This window comes from Paracoccus sp. KKT209 (assembly GCF_055635455.1).
In genome coordinates, this window is the sequence record NZ_CM145758.1 from 22,690 (window position 1) to 48,402 (window position 25,713).

A 25,713-nucleotide genomic window follows, 5' to 3' on the forward strand; every position below is an offset into this window, starting at 1 on the left:
GGCCGCGCGCCGCATTGCCTTTGACCCCTTGCCATGCATGGATCACCTCATGACACAGCAGTTCGACGTTCTGATCGCCGGAGGCGGGCTGAATGGCCCCACCCTGGCCCTTGCCCTGGCGGATGCGGGCCTTTCGGTCGCGGTCGTCGATCCGCGGCCCGTGGATGCGCGGTCGGGCGACGGCTTTGACGGGCGCGCCTATGCGCTGGCGGTGGCCTCGGTCCGGCTTCTGTCGGCGCTTGGGCTCTGGGACGGACTGGCCGGTGACAGCCAGCCGATCGGGCAGGTTAAGGCATCGCAGGGCCAGCCCGGAGAGGGCGCGGCCCCCTTCTTCCTGCATTTCGACAGCGCCGAAACCGAGGAAGGCCCCGTCGGCCACATGCTGGAGGACCGGTTTCTTTATCGCGCGCTGATGGCGGCCATGTCGGACAAGGTCACGCATTGGCCCGGCGTCGCCGTGACCGGGCAGCAGCCCGGACCTGCCGGCGTGACCGTCAGCCTGTCTGATGGCCGGCAGATCGCGGCGCGCCTGCTGGTCGGGGCCGACGGGCGCGGCTCGGGCGTGGCACACCGCGCGGGGATCCGAAGGCAGGGCTGGGATTACGGACAGACCGCCCTGGTCGCGGCGCTGGACCACGATCTGCCGCATGACGGCATCGCGCATCAGTACTTCATGTCGACCGGACCGCTGGCGATCCTGCCCCTGCCCGGCAAGCGCAGCAGCGTGGTCTGGTCCGAAACCCATGCCAACGCGGCCGCCATCGCCGCGCTGGACGATGCGGAGTTCCTGTCGGTGCTGCGCCCGCGCTTTGGGGATTTCCTGGGCGGCATCGCGCTGGCCGGGCCGCGCTTCAGCTATCCGCTGAGCCTGTCGCTGGCAGAACGCTATGCCGCGCCGCGCGTGGCGCTGGTGGGGGATGCCGCCCATGGTGTGCATCCCATTGCGGGCCAGGGACTGAACCTGGGGCTGCGCGACGTGGCGGCCCTGGCCCAGGTCCTGGTCGAGGCCGCCCGCTGCGGCGAGGATATCGGCAGCGAACTGGTGCTGGAACGGTACCAAGGCTGGCGCCGCTTCGACGCGACCGCGCTGGCGCTTGGCATGGACGGCGTCAACCGGCTTTTCGGGACGGACAACGGGCTTGTCTCTGCGGTCCGCGGCCTGGGGATGGGGCTCGTGACACGGGTTCCCGCCTTGCGTCGCAGCTTCATGCGGCAGGCGGCGGGGCTTTCGATCGATCCGATGCCGCGCCTGCTGACGGGGCGGGCGCTTTAACCTCCATTTGTGGTGTCAGGCGGTCAAATGGGCCGCGTGGGCCAGATCGGCGCGCAGCTGCGCCCGCGCCTCTGGCGCGCGGTCCGGCGGCAGGCGCAGGATCAGGCTGGGGTGCCAGGTGACCAGGACGGGCCCGCCGTCCAGCGCAGGCTCGATCGTGCCGCGGCGGGGCGTCAGCGGGCTGCGGTTTCCGGTCAGCGCAAAGGCCGCCGTCGCCCCAAGCGCGACCGTCAGGCGCGGCGCCACCATCCGGCGTTCCAGGCCCAGCCACCAACGGCACTGCTCGATATGCGGCCGGTCGGGCGTCTGGTGCATCCGGCGCTTGCCGCGCGGGGTAAAGCGGAAATGCTTGACCGCATTGGTCAGCCAGGCGCGATCCGGGTCCAGCTCCGCCTCGGCCATCGCCTGACGCAGCAGCTGTCCCGCCGGGCCGACAAAGGGCCGCCCGGCCAGGTCCTCCTGATCGCCCGGCGCCTCGCCCACGATCATCAGCGCGGCGCCCGGATCGCCCTGCCCCCAGACCGTCTGCGTGGCCGCATGGCACAGCTCGCACCGGGTGCAGCGCGCAGCCTGTGACGCCGCATGCTCCAGCGTTTCAGGCAGGCTGTCATCGGGCTGCTGACGGATGCGGGCAGTGACCCGGGGTGCAAAGGCCGGGGCTTCGGTCGCGCCGGCCTCCCGCATGGCCTGGACGCGGCGGGGGGCATCAGCCAGCATCTCGGGGATCAGGCGGGTCTCGGGCAGGTTCTTCCAGAATTTCCTGGGCATCTCCGATCGCATCGCATCGGTCTTGATGCGGGCCGGGTTGAAGATATTGGCAAAATAGGTCTGCCAGAGGTCGTGGCTGGCGTCGCCGGGCAGGTCCGGGCGCGGGGCCGGATCTTCATAGGCGATGACATCGCCGTGGAACCGGGCCGTTCCTTCGGGCGTGGCGATCAGCCAATCCATGTCGGCAAAGCGTTTTGCAAAGAACGGCGTCCCGGCCTCCAGGATCGGGTGTTCGGGTTCGAACCAGGCCCCGAAGGCGCGGCGCGCCCCCTCCGACGGCAATTCGTGAAAGCGGACAAAGGCGTGCATCTTGTGGATGTCGCGGCGCACCGATTTCGCCATGCGGGTCAGGCGGTCCAGCATGGGATCGGCCGGGTTCGACAGGAACCGCCGGTCCGTCTGCGCCCGGATCAGCGCGGCATAGAGCAGGGACCAGCGTTCGGGGTCGGAATGGCTGGCGACCTGACGGGCCAGCTGCAGGAAATCCTGCGTGGCGATGACCGGGTGGGGCCCCGGCGGCGGGGTCGGGTCGGCGCCGAACAGATCAGGGGGCGTGTCGGGGTCGGCCCATGACACGCCCTCGGGGGGCACGCGGGCGCTGGCCAGATCGCGCGCCGCGGCCCGCCAGGCGTCGAAGCGGCCAAAGCGGGGCAGCGGGACGCGGATCATCCGAACAGGGAGAGCTGTTCCGGCGGCGGGGCAAAGCGCGCGCGCAGGCCGGCACTGTCGGTCAGGCCGCCGGGGGTCCAGTCGGGCAGCGTCACGAAGGGCTGCGCCTTGGACATGATCGCGCCCATGCGCAGCAGGTCGGCATAGCGGATGGCCCCGCTGCGCCGCGCGGCCAGGATGCGCGTCACCGTCTTGGTGCCAAAGCCCGGCACGCGCAGCAGCATCTCGCGCGGGGCACGGACCACGTCGACGGGGAACTGCGCCCGGTTGGCCAGCGCCCAGGCCAGCTTGGGGTCGATGGCCAGGTCCAGGTTGCCCGACGGATGGGCGGCGCCGATCTCCTCGGCGTCGAAGCCGTAAAAGCGCATCAGCCAGTCGGCCTGGTACAGGCGGTGTTCGCGCATCAAGGGGGGCTTGATCAGCGGCAGGGCGGCGGAACTGTCCGGGATCGGCGAGAAGGCCGAATAATAGACCCGCTTCAGCTGATATCCCGAATAGAGGTTGGCCGAGGTCCGCAAGATGTCGCGGTCGGTGGCCTGATCCGCGCCGACGATCATCTGCGTGGATTGACCGGCGGGCGCGAATCGCGGCGGGCGCTTGCCGGAAAAGGTCTTTTCCTTTGCGGCCTCGCGGCCCAGGCGCACATCGGCCATGGTGGCGCGGATCGTCTCGGGTCGCTTTTCGGGGGCCAGCTGGCGCAGGCTGGCATCCTGCGGCAGCTCGATGTTCACCGACAGGCGGTCGGCGAACAGCCCGGCCTGCGCCACCAGGTCGGGGGAGGCGTCGGGGATGGTCTTGAGGTGGATGTAGCCCTTGAACCCGTGTTCGATCCGCAGCATCCGCGCGATGCGGACCATGTCGCCCATTGTCTGGTCCGGGCTGCGGATGATCCCCGAGGACAGGAACAGCCCCTCGATCATGTTGCGGCGATAGAATTCCAGCGTCAGCTTGACGACCTCTTCGGGCGAAAACCGCGCGCGTTCGACATTGCTGCTGACCCGGTTGATGCAATAGGCGCAGTCAAAGATGCAGAAATTCGTCATCAGGATCTTCAGCAGGCTGATGCAGCGCCCGTCCGGCGTATAGGCGTGGCAGATGCCGCTGCCCCCCGCCGAGCCGATCCCGCCATTGCGCGAATCGCGCCGCGTCGTCCCGCTGGACGCGCAGGAGGCGTCGTATTTCGCCGCGTCCGACAGGATCGCCAACTTTTGCTGAAGGGTGCGCTGTGCCATGCCATGATAATATGTTCTTGCTCCGTTCCATTCAAGCGTGCCGACCTGAAACAAACCGCGCGGAACTGTCACGGCGGCGCGATCGTTGCCCGCCGTCGCATCCACCAGACGTGATGTGCAAGAAAATCGCGAAAGGATATGATCGGGGTCATGAACATACGCTCACTCGCACTCGCGCCCGTCCTCGCCCTCGCCATGGCCTTTCCGGCCTTCGCCGAGAGAATTTCCCTCAACGAGATCTCGCGCTATCTCAACAGCCTGACGACGGTCACCTCGCAGTTCACGCAGATCAATCCCGACGGCACCGTCTCGACCGGCACGGTCTATATCCAGCGCCCGGGCCGGGTCCGCTTCGAATACGACAACGACCGCACCCTGGTCCTGGCCTCGGGCGGGAACGTCGCGATCTTCGACGCCAAGTCGAACAGCGGGCCGCAGCAATATCCGCTGTCGCAGACGCCGCTGTCGATCATCCTGGACGCCAACGTGAACCTGGGGCGCCAGGGCATGGTCACCGGGCACAGCGAAAAGGACAATGCAACCGTTGTCACCGCCCAGGATCCGCAGCGGCCGCAGAACGGCAACATCCAGATGGTCTTCACCAGCCCGACCGAGCTGCGCCAATGGGTCGTGACCGACGACAGCGGCCAGAAGACCACCGTGATCCTGGGCGAGATGCAGAAGGGCGGCTCGATCCCCTCGTCGCGCTTCTCGATCCAAGCCGAGATGGGCCGCCGCTGACAGGGCAGATTGCGTCCATACAATTGCGTGATTGACCGCCTGCGCCCCACGGGGCAACGCTGTGGCCTCCCTGTCCCGAGGCCACAGCCATGTCTTCCCAAGCACGCATCTTCACGCCGGTCCTGATCGGCGGCTCGCTGATCCTGCTGATCAACTTCGCGCTGCGCGCCAGCTTCGGGGTGTTCCAGATCCCCGTGGCCGAGGATTTCGGCTGGCCACGGGCCGAGTTCAGCCTGGCCATCGCGATCCAGAACCTGGCCTGGGGCATCGGCCAGCCGATCTTCGGCGCGCTGGCCGAACGGTGGGGCGACCGATGGGCGATCATTTTGGGCGCCCTCCTCTACAGCGCGGGCCTGATCCTGACGGCCTTCGCCACCACCCCCGCAGCCGTGCAGCTGCTGGAGGTGATCGTCGGCTTCGGCATCGCTGGCACGGGCTTTGGCGTGATCCTGGCCGTCGTCGGCCGCGCCGCCAGCGACGAGAACCGCAGCCTGGCCCTGGGCATCGCCACCGCGGCCGGATCGGCGGGCCAGGTCTTCGGCGCCCCCTTGGCCGAGATCCTGCTGGCCTTCTACAGCTGGCAGGGGGTCTTCATCATCTTCGGCGTGATCGTCCTGGCCACGATGCTGTTCCTGCCGATGCTGGGCGGGGGCAAGCCCGCCAGCCGCGGCGAACTGGAGGACAGCCTGGGCACCGTCCTCAAGCGCGCCTTCCGCGATCCGTCCTATCTGATGATCTTCGCCGGCTTCTTTTCCTGCGGCTACCAGCTGGGCTTCATCACCGCCCATTTCCCGGCGATGATCACCGAGATGTGCGGCCCGATCGACCCGGCGGGCATGCTGGCGGGACTGGGGATCACCACGACCTCGGCCCTGGGGGCGGTCGCGATCTCGCTGATTGGGCTGGCCAATATCGGCGGGGCGATCCTGGCGGGCTACCTGGGCAAGCGCTACACCAAGAAATACCTGCTGGCGGCGATCTATACCCTGCGCACCATCGCGGCGGCGGCCTTTATCCTGACGCCGATCACGCCGGGCACGGTGATCCTCTTCTCGCTGGTGATGGGCGGGCTGTGGCTGGCGACGGTGCCGCTGACCTCGGGCCTGGTGGCCTATATCTACGGGCTGCGCTACATGGCGACGCTCTACGGCTTCGTGTTCCTGTCGCACCAGATCGGGTCCTTCCTGGGCGTCTGGCTGGGCGGCTGGCTGTATGACGCCTCCGGCGACTATCTGCTGGTCTGGTGGATCGGCGTCGGCGTGGGCGCCTTCAGCGCGCTGATCCACCTGCCGGTGCGCGAGGCGCCGGTGCGGATTCCCGCCCCCGCCGTTTGACCTTGGCGTGCGCCCGGCCTAGCGTCGCGGCGCGCGATCCAAGGACCGATCATGAAGCCTCATCCGACCCCGCATGACCATGCCATCGCCATCCGCTATCAGCAGGCCTCGGCCGAGGTGAAGGCCCTGCAGCGGCAATGCTACGCGCTGGCCACGCTGCGCCTTGAGAATGCGGTCCGGCAGGCGGGCGGCGGCGAAGGCTTGGCGATCCTCAGCGACATCGACGAGACGATCCTGGACAACAGCGCGGTGATGGCGCTGGCGATGCATCACGAGAACATGTTCCACGACCTCGACACCTGGAAGCTGTGGGAACGCGAGGGCGACCCGCACCTGATCCCCGGCGCGGCCGAGTTCTTTGCCTTGGCCGACCAGCTGGGGGTAACGATCTTCTATGTTTCGGACCGGTTCGAGGAAAACAAGCTGGCCACCATCGCCACCCTGTCGCGCCTCGGCCTGCCCCAAGTCCGCGCCGAACAGGTGCTGCTGTTTGGCCCCCCCAAGGCCGAGCGCCGCGCCGCGGTCGAGCGCGACCATCGGGTGATCCTGCAGCTGGGTGACACGCTGCACGATTTCCACGGGGCCTTCGCCGGGGCCGCGCTGGAGGATCAGCATCGCCTGACCGCCGACCACGCCGACCGTTTCGGCCAAGACTGGATCGTCTTTCCGAACGCCGCCCACGGCACCTGGATGCAGGCCGAACTGCGCCCCTGGCAGCCCGCAGGCCCCGGCACAGCCGGGGTTGGACGGGCGCCGGCCCCGGGGCTATAGCAGTCTGCGGGCACGAAGCCCCGCCGGATCCGGCGCAACGCGGGACACAAGATGAGAGTACTTCTGGTTGGGGCGGGGCTTTCGGGGGCGGTGATCGCACGCGAGCTGGCCGAGGCGGGACATCATTGCCACGTCATTGACGCAAGGCCGCATGTGGCCGGAAACTGCCACACGGCCCGCGACGCGGAAACCGGCGTCATGATGCACGTCTATGGTCCCCACATCTTTCATACCGACGACCAGGGCGCATGGGATTACGTCAACCGCTTTGCCCGCTTTCTGCCCTATCAGAACCGGGTCAAGACGACCGCTCAGGGCCGCGTCTATCCGCTTCCCGTGAACCTGCTGACGATCAACCAGTTCTTTGGCACCACCCTGCGCCCCGATGAGGCGCGTGCCTTCATCGAGTCGAAGGCCGACCGCAGCATCACCGATCCGCAGACTTTCGAACAGCAGGCGCTGCGCTTTGTCGGCCGGGAATTGTACGAGGCCTTCTTTCAAGGCTACACGGAAAAGCAGTGGGGCTGTTCACCCTCCCAGCTTCCCGCGTCGATCCTCAAGCGCCTGCCACTGCGCTTCAACTATGACGACAACTACTTTTTCCACCGCTTCCAGGGCATGCCCGAAGAGGGATATACCGCCTTGGTAGAGCGCATCCTGGATCATCCGCGCATCACGGTCGAACTGGGGCAGGAATATGATGACGGGATGGCCCAGGGCGCGGATCATGTGGTCTGGTCGGGTCCGCTGGACGGATATTTCGGCTATCGCCTTGGCCGGCTTGGCTATCGCACCCTGGATTTCGAGCGTTTCACCTATCAGGGCGACTACCAGGGTTGTGCCGTGATGAACTATGGCGACCGCGACGTGCCCTTCACCCGCATCACCGAGCACAAGCATTTCAGCCCTTGGGAGGCGCATGAGGGCAGCGTCTGCTATCGGGAATACGCCCGCGCGGCAGAGCCGGGCGACACCCCCTATTACCCGGTCCGGCTGGTCCAGGAAAAGGCGCTGCTGGAGCGCTATGTCGCGCTGGCGCAGGAGACGCGCGGCGTCACCTTCGTGGGTCGCCTCGGGACCTATCGGTATCTGGACATGGACGTGACGGTGCGCGAGGCCCTGGACGCCGCACGGGTCATCGCCCAGGCCGCCGCGGCAGGAGAGGCGCCCCCCGCCTTCATCGACAGCCCCGCCTGATCCGGCCCAAAGGGTTGTTCAGAACAGCCGGCGCTTGGTGCGGTCAAAGAGGGAATAGGCGTAAAGTTTCCAGGACGGCAGGGCCGCTGCACGGCCTGCTCCGGCCTCAAGACCGGCGTCGAGGGCCGCGCGGATCCTGCGGCGGATCGCCGGGACATCGTCGGCCCGGACACAATAGCGGGTCAGGTACCAGTGCAGGAACTTGTCGCGCGCGACGGCACCGGGCACCCGGGGCACCCGGATGGCCTGGGCAAGTGCATCCGCGGTGCGGACCTGATGGGTGATCTGCCCGAATTCGGCCTCTGCGTAGCTGATGACCGGCTTGCCCTGCAAAAGCGCCTCGAACAGGACCCCGGAATTGGCGCCCACGACCAGTTCCGCACCCGCCACCAAGGCATGGACAGAGGCCTGCGACAGCTCGACCGTCCCGTCCTGCGGCAGGGATCGAAGCAGCCGGGTGATCCTGGCGCTGCTGCAACGGGGGTGGCGCTTGACGACCGTGCGCAGGCCGTGATCTGCCGCCGCCGCGACGATGACCTTCAGGGCCTCCTCCACCCCCAGCCAGGCCCCGCGTGCCACCGTATCCTGCACCACCTGCAAAGGGACAAACAGGTATCCGGGCCTGATCTGGACCGGCTCGGCGGATTGCGGATATTTCGACAGGTTGGCCCGCCGCAGCTCCTCCGACAGGTTTTGGACAAAGGCCCGCGCCTCATGCGGGTCCTGCGCCTCGACCGCTTTGGCATGGACCCCGGGGTCGCGGGCCAGCTGCGAAAAGCAGGCATAGCCCTGCGGGTCCATCGTGTAATAGGGCGGAAGATAGGATTCCTTGCAGCGCAGGACATCGCCTTCTGCCGCGCCATAAAAATGAAAGCTGATCAGCAGGTCGCTGTCGCCTGCCGATCGGGGGGCGCGATCCGCCCCCCGCGGCATCCAGAGGGGACGGACCAGAACCCCGAGCTCGGCCAGTGCCGACAGCAGCGAGGCGTAGAACATCTGGTGCTGGCCCCCGTTGCCCGGGTCGCGAAATCAGGCCTCGGGGATTTCCAGCGCCACCACGCGCGGGGTGCAATCAGGCATCGGACCCCGCGCCACGCCGGCAGGTCAGCATTTGTCCCCCATGGGGAACAGGGCCCGGCCGACGAGCCGATAAACGGGGTTCTTGATGTCGCGGACAAAGCCCACGGGATTGCTGTGCAGCCTGTCGACCGCCCCGTCCCCCAGGCGCCAGCGCACCAGGGGCGTCAGCACGGGCAGCCAGAGCCGCAGGACCTGGCGGGGACCCAAGGTGCTTGCGTCCGAATAGGCAAGCCAGCGCAGCCTGGACCGCCGCCCCATCCAGTGCCGCCGGGCGAAGTCTGCCGGGTCGGCCTGAACATCCCGGGCCAGATCCGGCCGCCCGCGATAGTGGTAGGCCGCCGAGATCATCGGGACCGCGCTCCACCTGCGCCAGCTGAAGATGCCGTAGTTCACGATCGTCTCGCCCGATTTTTCCTTGGGTGTCCGGGCATTGGCAGCCTCGAAGGCCGCCTCGACGATCTCGAATTCCTCTGGGTAGATCCCGCAGGGGCTGGGCGCAGGGGATCGTGCAGGAAACAGCTGATCGGGTTCCAGGCCGAAATAGTCGCGGGCGATCCGGCCGTTGCCGGCCTCGGCAGATGCCATGATCCCGTCCGCCTGCTGCTCGCTCAGCAGCCAGGGCGACGGCATCGGCATCCCTTGCGCCTTGCGCCAGGCGTTCAAGCCGCTGGCTGCCGCCTCGATGAAGCGCAGGTAGGCGCCCTTGTTGAAAAAGCGCCGCCTGTTGTAAAGCCGGATCAGCTCCACATGCGCAGCTGACAGGCGGGCGTCGTTGGTCTTGCCCGAGGGCGGCGGCGGCAGGTCGGCCAGCTCCGAAAGACCCGTGGCTGCCACGAAATCCTCGATGATGTTCCAGTCGTTGCCCGGGCTGCGAAGGTACCGCCGCAGGTGGATCGCCGCCTGCGGAAGATGCTGCTGCCAGTTCTTGAGCAGGGCTTCATAGTCCAGGCATCTGCGCGTGGCCGGCAGCTGAAGCCATTGCTCGATCCTGAGCGAGGTCGAGCTGATGGCACCTCCGGCCACGAATTCCGCATATTGCGAATTGGCCCATTCGTCCTGCCGGCGCAGATAGACGACCATCTCGACGTCAAAGTCGCGGAAATGCTGTGCCAGGGCCGCAGAGTTCTCGTTGAGGAAAAAGGCCTCGGAGGACAGGACAATCGTGTGCACCTGACCCGGCATCTGCGCCAGGCCACTGAGCAGGTAGCGGCGCAGGTCCTCGGTGCCAGCCGCCGCCTCGACGACAAAGCGCGCGTGTCCGGCCTGCTTATGCGGCCGGTCCGGCTGCCAGAACAGGCCGACCTCGGGGTACCAGATGCCCTTCCTCAGCAAGGCGGGGCGATTGTCCTCCAGCAGATGCTGCAGCGTGGTGCTGCCGGTCTTGGTCGCGCCCAGGTGGATCAGGATCCGGGGGCGTTTCCCAGACACTGCCTCCGGATCGCCGGTTGCCGTGACGCGGTCGTTGCGCGCATAGGTGTTCAGGGCCTGCTGCAGGTTCCGCTCGGCCGCGCTGGCGGGCACTTGCAGGAACGTCGCGTGCAGGTCATTCGACGAGATCGGCGACAGGCTCAGTGCGGTTTCGACCAAGTCGACCCGCCGCATGCAGGTTGCCGCCAGCAGCAGCTTGTAGGCGCCCGCCCGGACATGCAGCTTCGACAGCTGCGCAGGATCGGTGATCAGGTCATCCGGACCCATCCCCCACTGCTCCAGCGAACGGGCGAGGTGGTCCAGGAAGATGCCGCTCTTGTTGGCGGCCTTGGCGGTCTTCCAGGCGAAGCCGAAATAGAGGTAGTGCAGGAACTGCGAAACCTGGAACCGCGCCAGCCACCAGTGCGGCGATCCCTTCTCCAGCGCACCCGCCTGGCCCATCTGCACCGTGACCGCCTCGAAATTCGCCAACTGGTCCATGACGTCGGACATGCTCTGCGCGCGGCGCACGGCGGAACCCTGGCGGATCCGGTAGACCACCCCGTCGCTGTCGCAGATCGAGACGACCGGATCGGCCATGTAGGCCTGCAACAGGAAGGCGCGTTCCTCGCGATAGGCCGTCAGAAAGCGGATGTTTCTTTGGTCCAGAAAGTCGCGGCGATAGAGCCAGTTCCAGAAGTGCCGCGAATGGGCGATCTCCGGATGATCGGCAATGGTCGTCCTGCGCACCTCCCGCGGGAAGAACCGCTCGGTGATGTCCATGCGCATCTGCAGGATCGTGCCGACCTCGTTCTCGACCTGCTCCCTGCGCTTGCGAAAGCGGACCAGATCGGCGCCGTCCTCTTCGGCCATGGCCACGATCCGCTGAAGGTGGAGCGGGTCGGGCATGTAGTCGTCGGGATCGGTGAACGCGGCTGGACCGGGCGGTTGGCCTCGATGAAGTCCAGCACGTCCTCGATCTGCGCGGGGACCTCTCCCTCGGGCAGGTGATAGATCGTGTACCAGATGTAGAAGGCGTGGAAGAACTCGGCCAGGTCCCGCCTGCGGTAGCGATGGGGCACGACAACCCGGTCATCCGTCAGCCCCCACCCCGCATAGCAGGGCGCGCCAAAGCAGACGACCTCCTTGCCCGCCAGCAGTGCCTCCAGACCCATCCCGCTCGTGCCGACATAGACCTTGTCGACCAGGTCGAACAGTTCGAAGGGATTGACGCTGTCGCGCAGGATCCTGACCCGTCCCTCGGATGTCAGCTGGTCGAAATACCCGCGCCGCTTGCCGCCCTTGACCCAGTTGAGGTCCGGGTGCGTCTTGACCAGGATCTCGGCATCGGGATTCTCGTCCACGGCGGCCTTCAGCATGGCCCGGAAGTCGCTCTCCGTGGCGCGGCCGTAGAAGGTCGAGGCATCCGAGAAGTTCTGATCGACCACCAGGACACGGCGCTTGTGGTCGGGCGACACTTCCGGCCGGAAGAACGGCTGCGAATTGTATTTCGAGATCCTGGCATCGACGATGCGCTGGATGGCGCGCAGGGCCCGCTGCCGCTGCTCGTCCGTCAGCTGGAAGTCGCCGTTGAGCTTTTCGTCCAGGCGGGTTTCGCGGTCGGACATGTAGTACTGCGCCCGGTCGTCGAAGATATAGCCGAGGCAGGCCTGCTTGGGATCGTGCGAGGCGATCGCCTCGGACCAACTCGTGGTCGAGGCCAGAAAGCCCATCTCGAAAAACAGGACCGGCGCATCGGGGCGGACATGGGGCAGCAGGTTCTTGGTGCTGTCATGCGACTTCGACAGGTCGTCGAGGATCGCCCCATACATCAGCACGGAGGCGTCCGAGTCGATGCCGGGCTCGTCCACTGCGATCAGGTTCGGGAACAGGCGCCCCAAATTGGCCGAAAAGGCCGTTTCCAGGTTGTTGCGCTGAAACCCGATCCGGTGAGGCAGAAGGCGCCGGCTCAGGATGTCCTCCCGCAGGTCGGGGAACATGCGCAGGCCAGGCCGCTCAAGAAGGCCCCGGAACTGGTTGTAAAGCCCCGCGCCAGGAACGCGCTCTGTCACTAATTTTCTCATGGCTGACCGGTCAGTTGAACATCCACAGCTTTTGCAGACTCAGGACCTGCACGGGCTGTCGCGGCGACCGCTATAGGGGAAAAAAGGGCATAGTGGTAGGGGCCCGGCGCAGGTGCGCTTGACCTTGCTCACAGCCCCGCCAGCAGGGGGCATCCACCGGTCGGATCAGCCGATCAACCTCAGCAGATATGCGCCATATTCGTTCTTGGCGAACCTTGCGGCGCGCTCGCGCAGCTGGTCGGCATTGATCCAGCCGGCTTCGAAGGCGATCTCCTCGGGGCAGCCGGTCTGCAGGCCCTGGCGGTTCTCCAGCGTGCGCACGAAGTTCCCCGCATCCAGCAGGCTGGCATGGGTGCCGGTGTCCAGCCAGGCAAAGCCGCGTCCCATGCGTTCGACCGTCAGGCTGCCGTCATGCAGGTAGCTTTCCAACAAGGTGGTGATCTCCAGCTCGCCGCGATCGGACGGCTTGACGGCGCGGGCCCGTTCCGGCGCTGTCCCGTCCAGGAAGTAGAGGCCCGTCACGGCATAGTCCGAGGGCGGCACCCTGGGCTTTTCGATGATCGCGCGGGCGCGCATCTGGTCGTTGAAATCAACGACGCCATAGCGCTCGGGGTCTGACACGCGATAGCCGAAGACGGTGCCGCCGTCCTTGCGCGCATCGGCCGTGGCCAAGAGCTCGGGCAGGCCGTGGCCGAAGAAGATGTTGTCGCCCAGCACCATGGCCGAGGGACTGCCGGCCAGGAAGTCCTCGGCCAGGATATAGGCCTGCGCCAGCCCGTCCGGCGAAGGCTGCACGATATAGGTGAAGCCGACCCCCCATTGGCTGCCGTCGCCCAGCAGGCGGCGGAACTGGTCCTGGTCCTCGGGGGTGGTGATGATCGCGATCTCGCGGATGCCGGCCAGCATCAGGACGGTGATCGGGTAGAAGATCATCGGCTTGTCGTAAAGCGGCAGCAGCTGCTTCGACACGCCCATGGTGATCGGATAAAGCCGCGTGCCAGATCCGCCGGCCAGGATGATGCCCTTGCGCTGTGTCATGCCTTGTCCTTCAGCTGTTGCAGCACGCGCGCCAAGCCCATCCGCCAGTCCGGGCGCTGGATCCCGAAATCGCGCGCGATGCGGGTGCAGTCCAGCCGCGAATTCAGCGGTCGGCGCGCGGGCGTCGGATAATCCGTGCCGGGGATGTCCACGACTTCGGTCTCCATGCCGGCGCGGGCGAAGATCTGGCGCGCGAAATCGGCCCAGGAGACGTCCGGCGCCCCCGAAAAGTGATAGATCCCGCCTTTGGCCGGATCCGCCTGCATGCCCCACAGGATCGCCAGGGCCGCCGCCGCGATATCCGCGGCGGGGGTCGGCCCGCCAACCTGGTCGCCCACGATGGTCAGGCGGTCACGTTCGGCCCCGAGGCGCAGCATCGTCCTGACGAAATTCCTGCCATGAGCCGAGAAGACCCAGGAGGTCCGCATCACCGCCCATTGCCCGCCGGCGGCCGCCACGGCCTCTTCGCCTGCAAGCTTGGTGGCGCCATAGACGCCCAGGGGCCCGGTGGGGGCATCCTCGTTGCGCGGCAGATGGCCCGAGCCGTCAAAGACATAGTCGGTCGAGATGTGCAGGAAGGGGATGCCCAGGGCCGCGCATTCCCGCGCCATCGCGCCCGGCGCGTCCGCGTTGACGGTGCGGGCGATCTGGGGCTCGGCTTCGGCGCGGTCCACGGCGGTATAGGCGGCCGCGTTGATCACGGCCAGGGGCGCAATCGTGCGGATCGCGGCGGCGCAGGCCGAGGGATCGGTCAGGTCGGCCTCGTCGCGGCCCAGGAACCTGGCGCGGGGGGCCAGCTCGGCCAGTTCGCGGGCCACCTGCCCGTTGCGGCCAAAGATCAGCAGGTCGCGCATCAGGCGGCCCCCAGACGCCGGCCGACGCCGTCGCGGGACAGAAGCGGCTGCCACCAGTCGCGGTTGGCCAAATACCATTCCACCGTGCGCCGCAGCCCCTGCTCGACCGTCACCGAGGGTTGCCAGCCCAGTTCATCACGGATGCGGGTGGGGTCGATGGCATAGCGGCGGTCATGGCCAGGGCGGTCGGCCACGAAGGTGATCAGATCCGCATGCGGCGCGCCTGCGGGATGCAGTTCATCCATATGGGCACAAATGGTGCGCACCAGGTCGATGTTGCGGGCCTCGTTCTCGCCGCCGATGTTGTAGCTGCGCCCCGGTTGGCCCTTTTCCAGCACCAGCAGCAGCGCATCGGCATGATCCTCGACGAACAGCCAGTCGCGGATGTTGCCGCCGTCGCCATAAACGGGGATCGGTTCTCCGGCCAGCGCCTTGAGGATCACCACCGGCACCAGCTTTTCCGGGAAGTGATAGGGCCCGTAGTTGTTCGAGCAGTTGGTCAGCACCACCGGCAGGCCATAGGTCTCGTGCCAGGCCCGCACCAGATGGTCCGATCCCGCCTTGCTGGCGGAATAGGGGCTGCGCGGATCATAGGGGGTGGCTTCGGTGAACTGCCCCGTCTCGCCCAGGGATCCAAAGACCTCGTCGGTCGAGATGTGGTGAAAGCGGAACCCCTCGGGCTTGCCTTGGGCCATCCAATGGGCGCGGGCGGCCTCCAGCAGGTTGAACGTGCCGATCACGTTGGTCTGCACGAAGGCGTCGGGGCCGTCGATCGACCGGTCCACATGGCTTTCGGCCGCCAGGTGCATGATCGCGTCGGGCTGGTGCTGCGCCAAGATGCGGTCCAGCGCCGCCCGATCGCGGATGTCGGCATGTTCAAAGGCATAGCGGTCGGACCCTGCGGCCCCGGCCACGTTCTCCAGGTTTGCGGCATAGGTCAGCGCGTCCAGGTTCACGACCTGGTGACCGCGCGCGATGGCCAGCCGGACCACGGCCGAGCCGATGAAGCCGGCGCCGCCGGTGACCAGGATCTTCATGCCGCGGCCTCGAAGGTGAAGGGTGATTGCCAGGCGTCAAAGGCCGGGGCGGCGCGGTCCTTGTCCGACAGGACCGGGTCGTCGACGCCCCAGTCGATCCCCAGGCTGTCCCAGGCCACCGCGCCATCGGAGGCGCGGTCGTAGTGGTCGGTGCATTTGTAGACGATTTCCGTGTCCGGTTCGCGCGTCACGAAGCCATGCAGGAACCCTGCCGGGATCCACAGCTGGCGGCCGTTCTCGAAGCTGAGTTCGGCACCGAACCACCGCCCATAGGTCGGGCTGCCCCGCCGGGCGTCAACGGCCACATCGAACAGCCGCCCCCGCCCGCAGCGCACCAGCTTGCCCTGCGCATGCGGCGGGGCCTGGTAATGCAGCCCGCGCACCGTTCCCGCCTGCCGCGACAGCGAATGGTTGTCCTGCACGAATTCCGGCAGGTCCACCCCCGCCTGCCGCAGCGTGCGCCGGTTCCAGCTTTCGGAAAAGAAGCCGCGATCATCGCCATGCCGAGCAGGCGTCAGGATCAGGACATCTGGGAGGGCGGTCGTTTCGATCTGCATGACTGACTCGGTTGCGTTTCCAGATGTCTAAGGCGTGGGCGGCATCTTGTCAGCCTGTCTGTGGAGAAATCCTGTGGAGGCTGCGGGCAACGACTGCCGAAGGAGAACAGTTGTGAGCGGAGGGCCTGTCATGATAATCCCGCCGGAACCGCCGGGCATCGCCGGCAGAAGCCGCGAGCCGCATGAATGGCCCATCCTTCCACGACCCTTGCCGCGGTCGTCGTCACGCATGACCGGCTGGACAAGCTGCGCGTCACGATCCGCAGCCTGCTGACCGAGCCGGTCGATCAGGTCATCGTCGTCGACAACGCCTCGACCGACGGAACTCGGGGCTGGCTGGAGAGCTTGGAGGACTCCCGCCTGATCCTGCATCGCAGCGCGGCCAATTTGGGCGGTGCGGGCGGGTTTTCCCTGGGGATGCAGCTGGCGCGGGATCAGACCGACGCCGACTGGATCGTGCTGATGGATGATGACGGTCGCCCGCAGCCCGGGGCCTTTACCGCCTTCCGATCGATGGAGAAGACGGGCTGGGACGCCATTGGCGCCGCGGTCTTTCATCCCGACGGGCAGATCTGCGAGATGAACCGGCCCTATCGCAACCCGTTCTGGCATCCGGGCGCCTTCCTGCGCACGCTGGCGCGCCTGCCCGGCGGGCGCGGAAGGGCGGGGTTTCACCTGACAGACAGTGATTACCGCGACGGCGCCCCGCTTCGCGCGATCGACATGAGCAGCTTTGTCGGCTTGTTCCTGTCGCGGGCGGCGCTGATCCGGGCGGGGCTGCCCGATCCGCGCCTGTTCATCTATGGGGACGACCAGCTTTATACCCTGCAGATGCGCCGCCAGGGGCTGCGCATCGCCTTTGCACCGCAGATCCGGTTTGATCACGACACCACAGCGCAGCAGGGCCAGTCGGGACTGGTGCTGCGACCGATCTGGAAGGTGTTCTACATGTATCGCAACGCATTGATGGCCTATCGGGTCGCGGCGGGGCCGTGGTTCTGGCCGCTGGTGCCGGTGCTGCTGCGCAAGTGGCGCCGCAAGGCCGCCGATTATGGGCCGGATGCCGGGCAATTCCGCGCGATCCTGGACCAGGCGGTGGCCGATGGGCTGGCGGGACGTCTGGACCGCTCTCATGACGAGGTGCTGCGCCTGGCGGAAGGAGCACGGTAACTTGGCAGAGTCCCTGGGCGTCGTCCGGGACCCTGCGGGTATTTTCACAACGAAGAAATCCTAGTCCAGGTGGCTGGCGATGGCCCGGCCCAAGGCAAAAAGGCGCTGTTCGAGGATCACCGGCGTTTCGCAGACATAGGTCAGGGACTGCTGACGTTCGGTGAAGATGCGGGCGTCCCAGTCAAGGGCCTCCTCCTCGGCGTCGAGCGCATCGAAATCGGGTTGCTCTGCGGCTTCCAGTTCGGCCATGCGGGCGCGGCGGGCCTCGATCCGCTCCGACATCTGGACCTGCGAGCGGCCATAGCGGGAGATGCCGCCGATCAGCGCGCTGCGGTCGCGCTCGATCTTATCGAAGATCGCCTGCATCAGGGCGACCAGCTGCGCATCATCGGCCTGGGCGGCGAATTCCGCAATCTCGGCTTCGGCCTGGTCGAGCGGCAGGCGCCGCTGTTCCAGCCGGGCGGCCAATTGCTCGATGCGCGGATCGCGGGCCAACTGGCCCGAGGTTTCATCGGGCGCGGGGCCGGTCCAGACCTGCCCCAGCGACAGATGCGGCTGCTTGCGCTGGATGCAGGGCCAGTCGGGGTCTGTGCCGGCCGCGCCGAGGGCGGGTCCGGCCGCCAGCAGGGCGATCACCAGGGACAGGCGGATCATGCGGGGCCTCCTTTCCGGCGGGCCCAGAGGCCCTTTTGCGGATCATACATGAAGACGGCGGCCCCGAAGAACGCGGCCAGGCAGCCCAGAACCACCGCCAGGGCCGTCCAGTTCAACTGCAGGTACAGCGCAAAGCGGATCAGTTCGACGGCATGGGTGAAGGGGTTGAACAGGCAGATGTCGTGCAGCAGGGGCGAGCTTTCACGCATCCGCCACAGCGGATAGAGGGCCGAGGACGCAAAGAACATCGGGAAGATCACGAAGTTCATCACGCCAGCGAAATTCTCCAGCTGGCGGATGGCGCTGCTGAGGAACAGGCCCATCGCGCCCAGCATCAGCCCCGACAGGATCAGCGCCGGGATCACGGCGACATAGCCCCAAGCCGGCGGCCTGATGCCCCAGAACCAGGCGATGGCGAGGAAGGTGAAGACCTGGATGATCGACACGATCACCCCCGCGATCAGCTTGGATCCCAAAAGGAACCAGCGCGGAAAGGGGCTGACCAGCAGGGTCCGCATGGCGCCGGTTTCGCGGTCATAGACCATCGACAGCGACGACTGCATCCCGTTGAAGAGCTGGATCATCGCGACCAGGCCCGGCGTCACGTAAACCTCGTAGAGGACATAGGTCTGGTAGGGCGGCGTGATCGACAGGCCCAAGACCGCGCGGAAGCCGGCGGCAAAGATGAACAGCCAGACCAGCGGCCGCACCAGCGCCGCCAGAAAGCGCCCGCGCTGGTTGACGAAGCGTTGGGTCTCGCGACGCGCGATGCCCAGGAAGGCGGTCAGCCAGCCGCGGGCCGAGGCTGTGGGGTGGATCATGCGGCGACCCCGGTCATGTCCAGAAAGGCACGCGTCAGCCCCTCGGGCCCTGCGATCTGGGCGGCCCGACCGTGGCGCAGCACCTCGCCGCGATGCAGGATCACCAGGTCGTCGTCGGGTGCGATCTCGTCCATGATATGCGTGGCCCAGAGGGCCGAGACGCCATGATCGGCGATCAGGCGGCGCGTCAGGGCCAGCACTTCGGCCCGCGACTTCACGTCGAGGCCCACCGTCGCCTCGTCCAGCAGCAGCAGTTCGGGCCGGTGGATCAGGGCGCGCGCGATCTCGGCCCGCCGCGCCTGCCCGCCGGAGAGGGCGGTGATGCGGGCATCGGCCCGGTCGGCCAGGTCGACCTGGGCCAGGACCTCGTCGATGCGGGGACGCGCCAGCCGACCCGGGATGCCGTGCAAGCTGGCGTGATAGATCAGGTTCTGCCGTATGGTCAGGTCGGCATCCATCGCGCGGCTTTGAAACACGACCCCCAGGCGGGCCAGCGCCTGCGACGGCTGGCGCCGCAGATCATGACCGGCGACCCGGATCACCCCGGACCGGTTGTTGTAAAGCCGCGTGATCAGCGAAAAGAGCGTGGTCTTTCCCGCCCCGTTCACCCCGAGGAGCGCCGTGAACCCGCCCTGCGGCACCGTCAGCGACACGTCCTTCAGCGCCTGGACGGCGCCGAAGTTGTGGCTGACCTGGTCGATCTCGAGCGCTGCGGTCAAGGGCACCTACTGGATGTTGAAGACGGCTTGCAGACTGTCGCCCGATGATCCGGGCACTGACAAGGCATATCGTCCGGGCAGCACCGCGATGAAGCTGAGCGTCGCGGTGCCGGCGCTGTCGAACTCGATGCTGTGGATGCCCATCGGGCGGATCTCGATGTCCTCGATGACGATCTCGTTGATCCAGATGGCTCGGAAGAAGTCGCCGCCCGACAGGGCCAGCTCCTGGCTGCCGTCGGCGGTGATGTCGATGCGGTAGTAGCCGCCCGATTTCAGCGTGTATTCCGCCGATGCCACAGGCTGGCCCGCGGCCAGCGTCAGCGGCGCAAGGTCGGTGCGGTTGTCGCGCGCCAGCAGACCCGCAAAGCCATAGTCGAACTTGCCCGCCGCCTCGTAGACGCCGCCTTGGGCCGCGTCCTCCTGCTCCTCCTCGTCGTCCTCCTCCTCAGGGGCTACTGCTTCTGCCGGCGCGTCCATGGTGGCCGCAGCGCTGTCCGCCGCAGGCGCCTCGGCCGGCGCATCCGGTGCGGTCGCATCCTGCGCGGCTGCCGGCAGGCCCAGGATCAACGCAAGGGCGGCGCCCGACATCAGCCTGTTCAGCAAGGTCATCGATCGTTCCTTTTCCTGTTGGATCAGTTGGGGGCGACCACGACGCCCCAGGGTTGCTGGCCTACCTGGACCGACCGGACCACCTCGTCGCGGGCGACGTCGATGATCGACACGTCGTTCGAATTGCCGTTGGTGGTGTAGAGATAGGTCTCGTCCGGGTTGAAGGCCATCTGCCAGACGCGCTGCCCGACCAGCAGGTAATCCGTCACCTCGTCCGTCTGCGCATCGATCACGGCAACCCTGTTGGCGGGCCCCAGCGCGACATAGAGCTTCTTGCCGTCCGATGTGACGCGCGCGCCCACTGGCTGGATCGCCTCGGGCAGGACGCCGGGGATGTCGAAGGTGATCTTCTTGGTGATCTGCTGGGTGGCCGGGTCGATCACGCTGACCGTGCCGCCGATCTCCGACGTGACATAGAGCTTGGACCCGTCCGCGGTGAACTGGGCAAAGCGCGGGCGGCTGTCGACCAGCACGTTCGCGGTGATCTCGAAGGTCTCGGTGTCGATAAAATGCGCCATGTTGGTCGTTTCGGACGTGTTGATGACGACGCGGCCATCCGGGCTGACGCCCATGCCCTCGGGTTCGACCCCGACCGGGATCTCGGCCAGGACGCGGTGTTCCTTGACGTCGACGACCGTGACCAGGTTGTCGTCCTCGTTGGCGATATAGAGCGGGTTTCCCGACGGGTGCAGCACGAACAGCTCGGGGTCGGGGCCCGAGGGCAGCGTATGCAGTTCCTCCATCGTGTTCGGGTCGAAGACACGCACCAGGTCGTCGTCCGAGGCGCAGACGTAAAGTTCGGTCCCGTCGGGGCTGATGGTGACCCCGCGCGGGCGGTTGCCCACGGGATAGGTGCCGATCACCTCCATCGTCTCGCCGTCCAGGACGGTCAGGTCGTTGCTGCGTTCATTCGTGACGAAGACGCGGTTGGCCGCTGCGGGACCGGCCAGGGCCAGCACGGCGAAGGCTGCGGCAGGGCAGAGCAGGTGCTTCATGTGGTCCTCATGGAAATCGGCATTCGGTTTCGGGCCCGTCGATGCCCAGGGTGTCCAATTGGCTGGTCTGGTGCAGGTACTGGTCCTGGGGACTGACCGAGGTGGTCAGGACGCCCGTCGTCAGCAGGATCGGCTGGCGGACCTGGTGGTCCCATGCCCGGACCGTCAGGGCCTGACCCTTGAAGCCCGCCACGTCGAAGCGGTCCGACAGGATGAACTCCTTCAGCACCTTCGGGTCGCCGGACTGGGTGCGGGTCGCGGCCTCGCCCACGATGCGCAGGGACAGCCAAGTCTGGTAATCCTCCTCGCGGATCGGACGTTCGGCCAGGCGCTCGAAGCGGTTCTGGAATTGCGTGCCGCCCCAGGCCTCCATCGCCGGATGCCAGCTGCGCGGCACCAGCCCGGCCGATCCCGCCACGGGGCGCGGGTCCCACGTCAGATAGGGCAGATAGGCGGCAAAGACATCGGCCTCGTCGGCGGTGATGACGATGTCGTGCTGGGCCGCGCGTTGGGTAAAGACCGGCAACTGCGCCTGCACCTGCACATGGCCGCTGTCGGTGCGGCGGGCGCCGCCGGTGTCCAGGTATTCACGCTCTTCCACGATCTGGGCGCCGAACTTGGCGGCCGAGCGGCGATAGGCGTCCGCCATCGCCTGGTCCTGGGGATGGCTGCCATGGATCAGGAACCAGCGCGGCCAGTTCTTCCACATCAGGAACTGCGCCAGCCCATCCGCCAGCATCGCCCGGCTTGGGGCGACATGGATGGTGTTGTAGCGACAGTCCGCGCCGCGCAGGTTATCCCCCCGGGCGCGGGCGTTGATCACCATGGCGCGGTCGCCCGCCTGGTCGGCCAGGGCCAGGGTCGTGGCGTCATCGGCCAGAAGCACGATGAACTCGATCCCCTCGTCCAGCAGCTTGGCCATCTCGTCGGCGGCGGTCTGGGGGCTGGCGGCGACCTTGATCGCCTCGAAGTCCTGCCCCATGAAGCGGCCGGTGGTGTCATTGTCCTCGATCGCCAGACGGGCCCCCGCGAAACCCAGGTCCGCGGGTTCCAGGTCCAGCCGCGAGATCGGCGGCAGGCCCGGATCATCGACCCGCAGGACGGCCGTCCGCACCAAGACCGGATCGGGGGCCTGGGCCGTGGCGGGCTGGGCCAGCGCCACGACGCCCGCCAGAAGCCCAATGAATCCTTTCAGCATTTCTCATCTCCCTGCCGTCATGGTGGAGGGTGAGGGGGCATGGGGCAAGCCGGTTATTTATCCCGGCAGAACCGGGAAGTTTTGGCTCAGCCTTAGGTCGCAGGGGCTCAGCCTTTTGTCTCATGGACGCCATACCGGACCCGGCGCATGGTCAGGAAATGACCATGCGCCGCCACATCCTGACCCTGTCCCTGATGATCGCCCCGTTCGGGGCCCTGGCACAGGAGGCGACCCGACCGGCCCCCGAACCGGGGTCGGCCACCTGGTTCGGCATCCATTACCTTGACACCTCGACCGAGGGAGAGATCAACGGCGTGCGCGCGGATGAAACCGCCCGCCTGGCGATGATCGAGGAGTACATCGCCGAGGATCTGGCCCGGCGCGGCTTCACGCTGGTCGACCCCCCGGCAGAGGCAATGGCGGCCATCAGGAACCCGGTCCATTCGAACGGCGCCGACACCCGGATCGCCGCCGAGATGGGATCGGATTATGCCATCGCCGGCGAGGTCCAGAAGGTGTCGAACCTGATCCAGTCGGTGAACCTCTATGTCCGTGATGCCGAAAGCGGGCAGACCCTGCGGGCGGGCTCGGTCGAGATCCGGGGCAATACCGACGACGCCTATCGGCGCGGTTACAGCTATTTGCTGAGAAACATCATCTTTCGAGAGGACTGACAGGAATGTTGAAGACGCAGGTTCTTGCCGTTGCGCTTGGCGCGGTCGTGGCCTTTTCCGGCGCGGCAGCGGCGCATGGCCCCTCGCGGCTCAAGACCGAACAGACGGTCGTGCTGGACGCCACCCCCGCCGAGGTCTGGGAGGTGATCGGTCATTTTGACGACATGAGCTGGCACCCGGCCGTCGCCTCGACCGCGATGACCCCGGAAGGCGCCCCCGCGGACGTGCCCGACGAATCGACGCGCGTGCTGACGCTGAAATCCGACAGCGGAACGCCGACCATCACCGAGCAGCTGATGGCGATCGACAACGACAAGATGAGCTACAAGTACATGATCACCGAGGTGGACACGGCGGTCCTGCCGGTGACCAACTATTCCTCGACGCTGCAGGTCAAGGACAAGTCGGGCAAGGCCGAGGTGGTGTGGAAGGGCGGCTTCTATCGCGGTTTCCCGAACAACGAACCCCCGGCCGAACTGAACGACGATGCCGCCGTCGCGGCCGTGGACGGCATCTATACCTCCGGTCTGGACGCGCTGGCGGAACGTTTCGGACGGGCCGAATAGGCCGATGCGGCCCTGGCTGCCGCTGATCGTCACCTGGCTTGCATCCCCGGTCCTGGCCGGGGATCTGGCCTTTGTGACCTCGCAGAACGGCAATGCGCTGTCGGTTGTCGATCTGGAGCGCGCCCAGGTCATCGCCAGCCACGATATCCCCGGTGCGCCGGCGCCGGTCGCCTATGACCCGCGGGCGGGGCGCGTCTATGTCATCGCCGCCAATACCGGCCGCCTGCATGTGCTGGACGAGGTGGGGTTGCCCTTGGCGCAGGCCGATCTGGGCGAAGGCGCCTTTGGCTTGGCGGTAGCGCCGGGCGGCGGGGTCTTCGTCACCGACTGGTTCGGCGCCACGTTGACCCGCCTCGATGCTGCGCTGGCGTCCGTCTGGCAGTCGCCGACCGCGGCCGCGCCGGCGGGAGTGGCGGTGAGCGCGGACGGGGCGCTGGTCGCCACGGCGGATCGCGATGCCGACGCGATCAGCATCTTCGACGCCGCCACGGGGCACCGTCTGCACCAGGTAAAGACCGCCGGTGCCCATCCCTTCGGCGTGACCTTCCATGACGGCCGGATCTATACCGCCGACGTCCAGGGCAACAGCATGTCGGTCATCGATCCCGTGGCGGGGCGGCTGGTGGCGCAGGTCCCGACCGGCAATCATCCCTATGCCGTGGCCTTCGCCGGTGGACGGGGTTTCGTGACCAACCAGTACGCCTCCAGCGTCACCGTCTTTGATGCCGACACGCTGGAGGTTCTGGACGAGGTCGAGGTCGGGGATTACCCGGAGGGGATCTCCGCCCTGCCGGACGGCAGCGCCGTCGCCGTCGCCAACTGGGAATCCGACGAACTGACGATCCTGGAGGCGGACAGCCTGACGATCCGGGCGCGGATCCCGCTGCCGTCGGGACCGCGCGCCTTTGGCGTCTTCACGGGGCGACAGGCTCTGCCGTGACCAGGGGCGCGCCCCCCGCCTCCAGCCAGCCTTCGGTGCCGCCCGGGAACCAGATCACCGGGCCCAGCCCCCATTCCAGCGCCCGCCGGGCCGCGTTCCAGCTCATCCAGCAGTCGGCACGGCAAAAGATCACCACGGGTCGGTCCGGATCATCCTGACGCGCGCGGGCCAGGCCGTCGCGCAGGCGGGTTTCCTCGGCCGGGGCCAGCCGGTCATATCCGGTGTTCCACAACCAGACCGCCCCCGGAATAGTCTGGTGGGGCGGCTCGTTCCAGATCGTCCCGGGAGCCAGGCCTTCGGGGCGGATCTTGCGGGGCATGACATCCAGAAAGGCCGCCCCTTGCGCGTGCAGGGCGATGGCCTGGGGGGCGTCGACGACCTGCGCCCCGGCCAGCGTGGCCGGAACCGGGGCGCGATAGGGTTCGCCGCGATAGCCTTCGGGCTCGGGCACCGGTTCCGCCCCCGCCGCCGTTGCCAGCAGCACCGACAGGAACAGCGCCCGGATCACGGCAACACCTCGCGGCCATAGTCGTCGACCAGGGGCACGCCGGCCTCGTGCAGGATCTGGTTGATGCCGTCCTGGTTGCGGCGGATCAGGCTGTTCAGCTGCCGCTTCCATTCCTGCTCCTCCAGCCGGACGCCCATGGTGATGCGATAGAACAGCTTGGGCCCGCCCTCTTCCTTCAGAAGCGGGATGAAGGTCAGGTTCGGATCATCCTTGATGCGCGGGCCGACCAGCGGCCCCCAGAGCACGGCCGCGTCCAGATCGCCCGCCTTCACCCCCTCCAGCAGTTCCCCCATCGGATCCTCGACGCGGCGGTCGACGAACAGGTCGACGCCCCGCATGTTGGGGGCCAGCCCGGCGCGGGCCAGGTGGGTTGCCGGCGGCGTGCCGGCCACCACGCCGATATTGGCCTCCTTCAGCGCCGGGTCGCTCAGCCGGTCGACCGCGGCCAGTGGCCCGTCGCGCCGTGTCACCAGACCATAGACCGAGGTGTAGTAATGGTTGGTGTTCTGGACCAGTTCGTCCCCTTGGGCATAGCCGATCACCACATCGCAGGTGCCCGCCCGCAGGGTGCGGGTGATGAAGCCCATCCCCGACGGAAACCAGCTGTACGTCACGGGCATGTCCAGCAGCCCGCCGAAATATTCGGCCAGGCGGTTCTCGAACCCGGTTCCGTCGCGCGACGACATGGGCAAATTGGCCGGATCGGCGCAGACGCGGAACTGGGTCGTCGACCGAAGATCAGCCACCTGCGCCGCGGCGGGGGCGGCAAGCCCCAGCCCGGCGGCAAGGGCCAGCGCGGTTGTCAGGCGCCGCATGG

Annotated in this window: 25 protein-coding genes; 9 read left to right on the top strand and 16 right to left on the bottom strand. The window is 67.2% G+C overall.

Translation table 11 applies throughout. The features are described from left to right. Window positions 1-49 precede the first annotated feature (49 nt). Window positions 50-1,273 (top strand): FAD-dependent monooxygenase, encoded by a 1,224-nt coding sequence (locus ACZ2G3_RS00095; RefSeq protein WP_470396997.1) that lies wholly within the window; start codon window positions 50-52, stop codon window positions 1,271-1,273. A 15-nt stretch (window positions 1,274-1,288) separates the two neighbouring features. On the opposite strand, the gene ACZ2G3_RS00100 is transcribed toward ACZ2G3_RS00095, so the two are convergent. Continuing rightward, a complete protein-coding gene (locus ACZ2G3_RS00100; protein WP_470396998.1) occupies window positions 1,289-2,710 on the bottom strand; it encodes a UdgX family uracil-DNA binding protein in 1,422 nt (473 codons plus the stop codon). Then, complete coding sequence (locus ACZ2G3_RS00105; RefSeq protein WP_470396999.1) at window positions 2,707-3,942, bottom strand: putative DNA modification/repair radical SAM protein; 1,236 nt, start codon at window positions 3,940-3,942, stop codon at window positions 2,707-2,709. The genes ACZ2G3_RS00100 and ACZ2G3_RS00105 overlap by 4 nt, the downstream gene beginning before the upstream one ends. A 150-nt stretch (window positions 3,943-4,092) precedes the next feature. Between ACZ2G3_RS00105 and ACZ2G3_RS00110 the strand changes: the two genes are divergently transcribed. The 4 genes from ACZ2G3_RS00110 (at window position 4,093) to glf (ending at window position 7,985) form a co-directional block, all read left to right on the top strand. After that, the gene (locus ACZ2G3_RS00110) at window positions 4,093-4,683 is read left to right on the top strand and encodes a LolA family protein (protein ID WP_419268544.1); all 591 of its coding nucleotides are present in this window, start codon (window positions 4,093-4,095) and stop codon (window positions 4,681-4,683) included. Between the two features lie 89 nt (window positions 4,684-4,772). Next, entirely contained in the window at window positions 4,773-6,017 is a 1,245-nt protein-coding gene (locus tag ACZ2G3_RS00115) for an MFS transporter (protein WP_470397000.1), read from the top strand. 51 nt (window positions 6,018-6,068) lie between these two features. After that, window positions 6,069-6,788, top strand: coding sequence for a 5'-nucleotidase, lipoprotein e(P4) family (locus ACZ2G3_RS00120; protein ID WP_470397001.1), 720 nt, complete (start codon window positions 6,069-6,071; stop codon window positions 6,786-6,788). A 51-nt stretch (window positions 6,789-6,839) separates the two neighbouring features. Continuing rightward, window positions 6,840-7,985, top strand: coding sequence for a UDP-galactopyranose mutase (gene glf / locus ACZ2G3_RS00125; RefSeq protein ID WP_470397002.1), 1,146 nt, complete (start codon window positions 6,840-6,842; stop codon window positions 7,983-7,985). Between the two features lie 18 nt (window positions 7,986-8,003). Here the strand turns inward: glf and ACZ2G3_RS00130 are convergent, their stop codons facing one another. From ACZ2G3_RS00130 to rfbC, 6 genes are all read right to left on the bottom strand, one after another. Further along, window positions 8,004-8,981: a capsular polysaccharide export protein, LipB/KpsS family gene (locus ACZ2G3_RS00130; protein ID WP_470397003.1), complete on the bottom strand. Its 978-nt coding sequence runs from the start codon at window positions 8,979-8,981 to the stop codon at window positions 8,004-8,006. A gap of 2,132 nt (window positions 8,982-11,113) precedes the next feature. After that, window positions 11,114-12,556, bottom strand: a complete 1,443-nt coding sequence (locus tag ACZ2G3_RS00135) for a capsular polysaccharide export protein, LipB/KpsS family (protein WP_470397004.1) — start codon at window positions 12,554-12,556, stop codon at window positions 11,114-11,116. A gap of 165 nt (window positions 12,557-12,721) precedes the next feature. Beyond that, on the bottom strand, window positions 12,722-13,594 hold the full coding sequence (gene rfbA / locus ACZ2G3_RS00140; RefSeq protein ID WP_470397005.1) for a glucose-1-phosphate thymidylyltransferase RfbA: 873 nt from the start codon (window positions 13,592-13,594) through the stop codon (window positions 12,722-12,724). Next, a complete protein-coding gene (rfbD, locus tag ACZ2G3_RS00145) occupies window positions 13,591-14,448 on the bottom strand; it encodes a dTDP-4-dehydrorhamnose reductase (RefSeq protein ID WP_470397006.1) in 858 nt (285 codons plus the stop codon). The genes rfbA and rfbD overlap by 4 nt, the downstream gene beginning before the upstream one ends. Continuing rightward, on the bottom strand, window positions 14,448-15,485 hold the full coding sequence (rfbB, locus tag ACZ2G3_RS00150) for a dTDP-glucose 4,6-dehydratase (protein WP_470397007.1): 1,038 nt from the start codon (window positions 15,483-15,485) through the stop codon (window positions 14,448-14,450). Before rfbB ends, rfbD begins: the two co-directional genes overlap by 1 nt. After that, window positions 15,482-16,042 carry a dTDP-4-dehydrorhamnose 3,5-epimerase gene (rfbC, locus tag ACZ2G3_RS00155; protein ID WP_470397008.1) on the bottom strand — a complete coding sequence of 187 codons (561 nt, stop codon included), beginning with the start codon at window positions 16,040-16,042 and terminating at the stop codon, window positions 15,482-15,484. Before rfbC ends, rfbB begins: the two co-directional genes overlap by 4 nt. A 186-nt stretch (window positions 16,043-16,228) precedes the next feature. On the opposite strand from rfbC, the gene ACZ2G3_RS00160 reads away from it, so the two are divergent. Then, window positions 16,229-17,212, top strand: coding sequence for a glycosyltransferase (locus ACZ2G3_RS00160; RefSeq protein WP_470397009.1), 984 nt, complete (start codon window positions 16,229-16,231; stop codon window positions 17,210-17,212). Window positions 17,213-17,272: 60 nt separating this feature from the next. Here ACZ2G3_RS00160 and ACZ2G3_RS00165 read toward each other — a convergent pair whose 3' ends face one another. The 6 genes from ACZ2G3_RS00165 to ACZ2G3_RS00190 form a co-directional block, all read right to left on the bottom strand. Continuing rightward, complete coding sequence (locus ACZ2G3_RS00165) at window positions 17,273-17,866, bottom strand: hypothetical protein (RefSeq protein WP_470397010.1); 594 nt, start codon at window positions 17,864-17,866, stop codon at window positions 17,273-17,275. Next, window positions 17,863-18,687, bottom strand: a complete 825-nt coding sequence (locus tag ACZ2G3_RS00170) for an ABC transporter permease (RefSeq protein ID WP_470397011.1) — start codon at window positions 18,685-18,687, stop codon at window positions 17,863-17,865. Before ACZ2G3_RS00170 ends, ACZ2G3_RS00165 begins: the two co-directional genes overlap by 4 nt. Next, window positions 18,684-19,406 carry an ABC transporter ATP-binding protein gene (locus tag ACZ2G3_RS00175; protein WP_419268558.1) on the bottom strand — a complete coding sequence of 241 codons (723 nt, stop codon included), beginning with the start codon at window positions 19,404-19,406 and terminating at the stop codon, window positions 18,684-18,686. The genes ACZ2G3_RS00170 and ACZ2G3_RS00175 overlap by 4 nt, the downstream gene beginning before the upstream one ends. 6 nt (window positions 19,407-19,412) lie before the next feature. Further along, window positions 19,413-19,883 carry a cupredoxin domain-containing protein gene (locus ACZ2G3_RS00180; protein WP_470399177.1) on the bottom strand — a complete coding sequence of 157 codons (471 nt, stop codon included), beginning with the start codon at window positions 19,881-19,883 and terminating at the stop codon, window positions 19,413-19,415. 155 nt (window positions 19,884-20,038) lie between these two features. Continuing rightward, window positions 20,039-21,010, bottom strand: coding sequence for a YVTN family beta-propeller repeat protein (locus ACZ2G3_RS00185; RefSeq protein ID WP_470397012.1), 972 nt, complete (start codon window positions 21,008-21,010; stop codon window positions 20,039-20,041). Between the two features lie 7 nt (window positions 21,011-21,017). Beyond that, a complete protein-coding gene (locus ACZ2G3_RS00190) occupies window positions 21,018-22,208 on the bottom strand; it encodes an ABC transporter substrate-binding protein (RefSeq protein ID WP_470397013.1) in 1,191 nt (396 codons plus the stop codon). Window positions 22,209-22,372: 164 nt separating this feature from the next. Between ACZ2G3_RS00190 and ACZ2G3_RS00195 the strand changes: the two genes are divergently transcribed. From ACZ2G3_RS00195 to ACZ2G3_RS00205, 3 genes are read left to right on the top strand one after another with little or no spacing between them, the layout of a single operon-like run. After that, entirely contained in the window at window positions 22,373-22,882 is a 510-nt protein-coding gene (locus ACZ2G3_RS00195; RefSeq protein WP_470397014.1) for a DUF3280 domain-containing protein, read from the top strand. Between the two features lie 5 nt (window positions 22,883-22,887). Next, window positions 22,888-23,448: an SRPBCC family protein gene (locus ACZ2G3_RS00200; protein ID WP_470397015.1), complete on the top strand. Its 561-nt coding sequence runs from the start codon at window positions 22,888-22,890 to the stop codon at window positions 23,446-23,448. A gap of 4 nt (window positions 23,449-23,452) precedes the next feature. Next, the gene (locus tag ACZ2G3_RS00205) at window positions 23,453-24,388 is read left to right on the top strand and encodes a YncE family protein (RefSeq protein ID WP_470397016.1); all 936 of its coding nucleotides are present in this window, start codon (window positions 23,453-23,455) and stop codon (window positions 24,386-24,388) included. Here the strand turns inward: ACZ2G3_RS00205 and ACZ2G3_RS00210 are convergent. Further along, window positions 24,363-24,896, bottom strand: coding sequence for a PQQ-dependent catabolism-associated CXXCW motif protein (locus tag ACZ2G3_RS00210; protein ID WP_470397017.1), 534 nt, complete (start codon window positions 24,894-24,896; stop codon window positions 24,363-24,365). The genes ACZ2G3_RS00205 and ACZ2G3_RS00210 overlap by 26 nt on opposite strands. Then, window positions 24,893-25,711: a quinoprotein dehydrogenase-associated putative ABC transporter substrate-binding protein gene (locus ACZ2G3_RS00215; protein WP_470397018.1), complete on the bottom strand. Its 819-nt coding sequence runs from the start codon at window positions 25,709-25,711 to the stop codon at window positions 24,893-24,895. The genes ACZ2G3_RS00210 and ACZ2G3_RS00215 overlap by 4 nt, the downstream gene beginning before the upstream one ends. Between the last annotated feature and the right edge of the window lie 2 nt (window positions 25,712-25,713).

What these genes read in the sequence shown, in the direction of transcription:
- ACZ2G3_RS00130 (WP_470397003.1), bottom strand. Translation starts at nt 8,981, where the DNA reads ATGTTCTACGCCTCGCTGCTGTCGGCACTGGCCGAGCTCGGGGTTCTG.
- ACZ2G3_RS00190 (WP_470397013.1), bottom strand. Translation starts at nt 22,208, where the DNA reads ATGCTGAAAGGATTCATTGGGCTTCTGGCGGGCGTCGTGGCGCTGGCC.
- ACZ2G3_RS00205 (WP_470397016.1), top strand. Translation starts at nt 23,453, where the DNA reads ATGCGGCCCTGGCTGCCGCTGATCGTCACCTGGCTTGCATCCCCGGTC.
- ACZ2G3_RS00160 (WP_470397009.1), top strand. Translation starts at nt 16,229, where the DNA reads ATGGCCCATCCTTCCACGACCCTTGCCGCGGTCGTCGTCACGCATGAC.
- ACZ2G3_RS00095 (WP_470396997.1), top strand. Translation starts at nt 50, where the DNA reads ATGACACAGCAGTTCGACGTTCTGATCGCCGGAGGCGGGCTGAATGGC.
- rfbD (WP_470397006.1), bottom strand. Translation starts at nt 14,448, where the DNA reads ATGCGCGACCTGCTGATCTTTGGCCGCAACGGGCAGGTGGCCCGCGAA.
- ACZ2G3_RS00115 (WP_470397000.1), top strand. Translation starts at nt 4,773, where the DNA reads ATGTCTTCCCAAGCACGCATCTTCACGCCGGTCCTGATCGGCGGCTCG.
- ACZ2G3_RS00185 (WP_470397012.1), bottom strand. Translation starts at nt 21,010, where the DNA reads ATGAAGCACCTGCTCTGCCCTGCCGCAGCCTTCGCCGTGCTGGCCCTG.
- ACZ2G3_RS00170 (WP_470397011.1), bottom strand. Translation starts at nt 18,687, where the DNA reads ATGATCCACCCCACAGCCTCGGCCCGCGGCTGGCTGACCGCCTTCCTG.
- glf (WP_470397002.1), top strand. Translation starts at nt 6,840, where the DNA reads ATGAGAGTACTTCTGGTTGGGGCGGGGCTTTCGGGGGCGGTGATCGCA.
- ACZ2G3_RS00135 (WP_470397004.1), bottom strand. Translation starts at nt 12,556, where the DNA reads ATGAGAAAATTAGTGACAGAGCGCGTTCCTGGCGCGGGGCTTTACAAC.
- rfbC (WP_470397008.1), bottom strand. Translation starts at nt 16,042, where the DNA reads ATGCAGATCGAAACGACCGCCCTCCCAGATGTCCTGATCCTGACGCCT.
- rfbB (WP_470397007.1), bottom strand. Translation starts at nt 15,485, where the DNA reads ATGAAGATCCTGGTCACCGGCGGCGCCGGCTTCATCGGCTCGGCCGTG.
- ACZ2G3_RS00195 (WP_470397014.1), top strand. Translation starts at nt 22,373, where the DNA reads ATGCGCCGCCACATCCTGACCCTGTCCCTGATGATCGCCCCGTTCGGG.
- ACZ2G3_RS00180 (WP_470399177.1), bottom strand. Translation starts at nt 19,883, where the DNA reads ATGGACGCGCCGGCAGAAGCAGTAGCCCCTGAGGAGGAGGACGACGAG.
- ACZ2G3_RS00100 (WP_470396998.1), bottom strand. Translation starts at nt 2,710, where the DNA reads ATGATCCGCGTCCCGCTGCCCCGCTTTGGCCGCTTCGACGCCTGGCGG.
- ACZ2G3_RS00105 (WP_470396999.1), bottom strand. Translation starts at nt 3,942, where the DNA reads ATGGCACAGCGCACCCTTCAGCAAAAGTTGGCGATCCTGTCGGACGCG.
- ACZ2G3_RS00165 (WP_470397010.1), bottom strand. Translation starts at nt 17,866, where the DNA reads ATGATCCGCCTGTCCCTGGTGATCGCCCTGCTGGCGGCCGGACCCGCC.
- ACZ2G3_RS00120 (WP_470397001.1), top strand. Translation starts at nt 6,069, where the DNA reads ATGAAGCCTCATCCGACCCCGCATGACCATGCCATCGCCATCCGCTAT.
- ACZ2G3_RS00215 (WP_470397018.1), bottom strand. Translation starts at nt 25,711, where the DNA reads ATGCGGCGCCTGACAACCGCGCTGGCCCTTGCCGCCGGGCTGGGGCTT.
- rfbA (WP_470397005.1), bottom strand. Translation starts at nt 13,594, where the DNA reads ATGACACAGCGCAAGGGCATCATCCTGGCCGGCGGATCTGGCACGCGG.
- ACZ2G3_RS00200 (WP_470397015.1), top strand. Translation starts at nt 22,888, where the DNA reads ATGTTGAAGACGCAGGTTCTTGCCGTTGCGCTTGGCGCGGTCGTGGCC.
- ACZ2G3_RS00110 (WP_419268544.1), top strand. Translation starts at nt 4,093, where the DNA reads ATGAACATACGCTCACTCGCACTCGCGCCCGTCCTCGCCCTCGCCATG.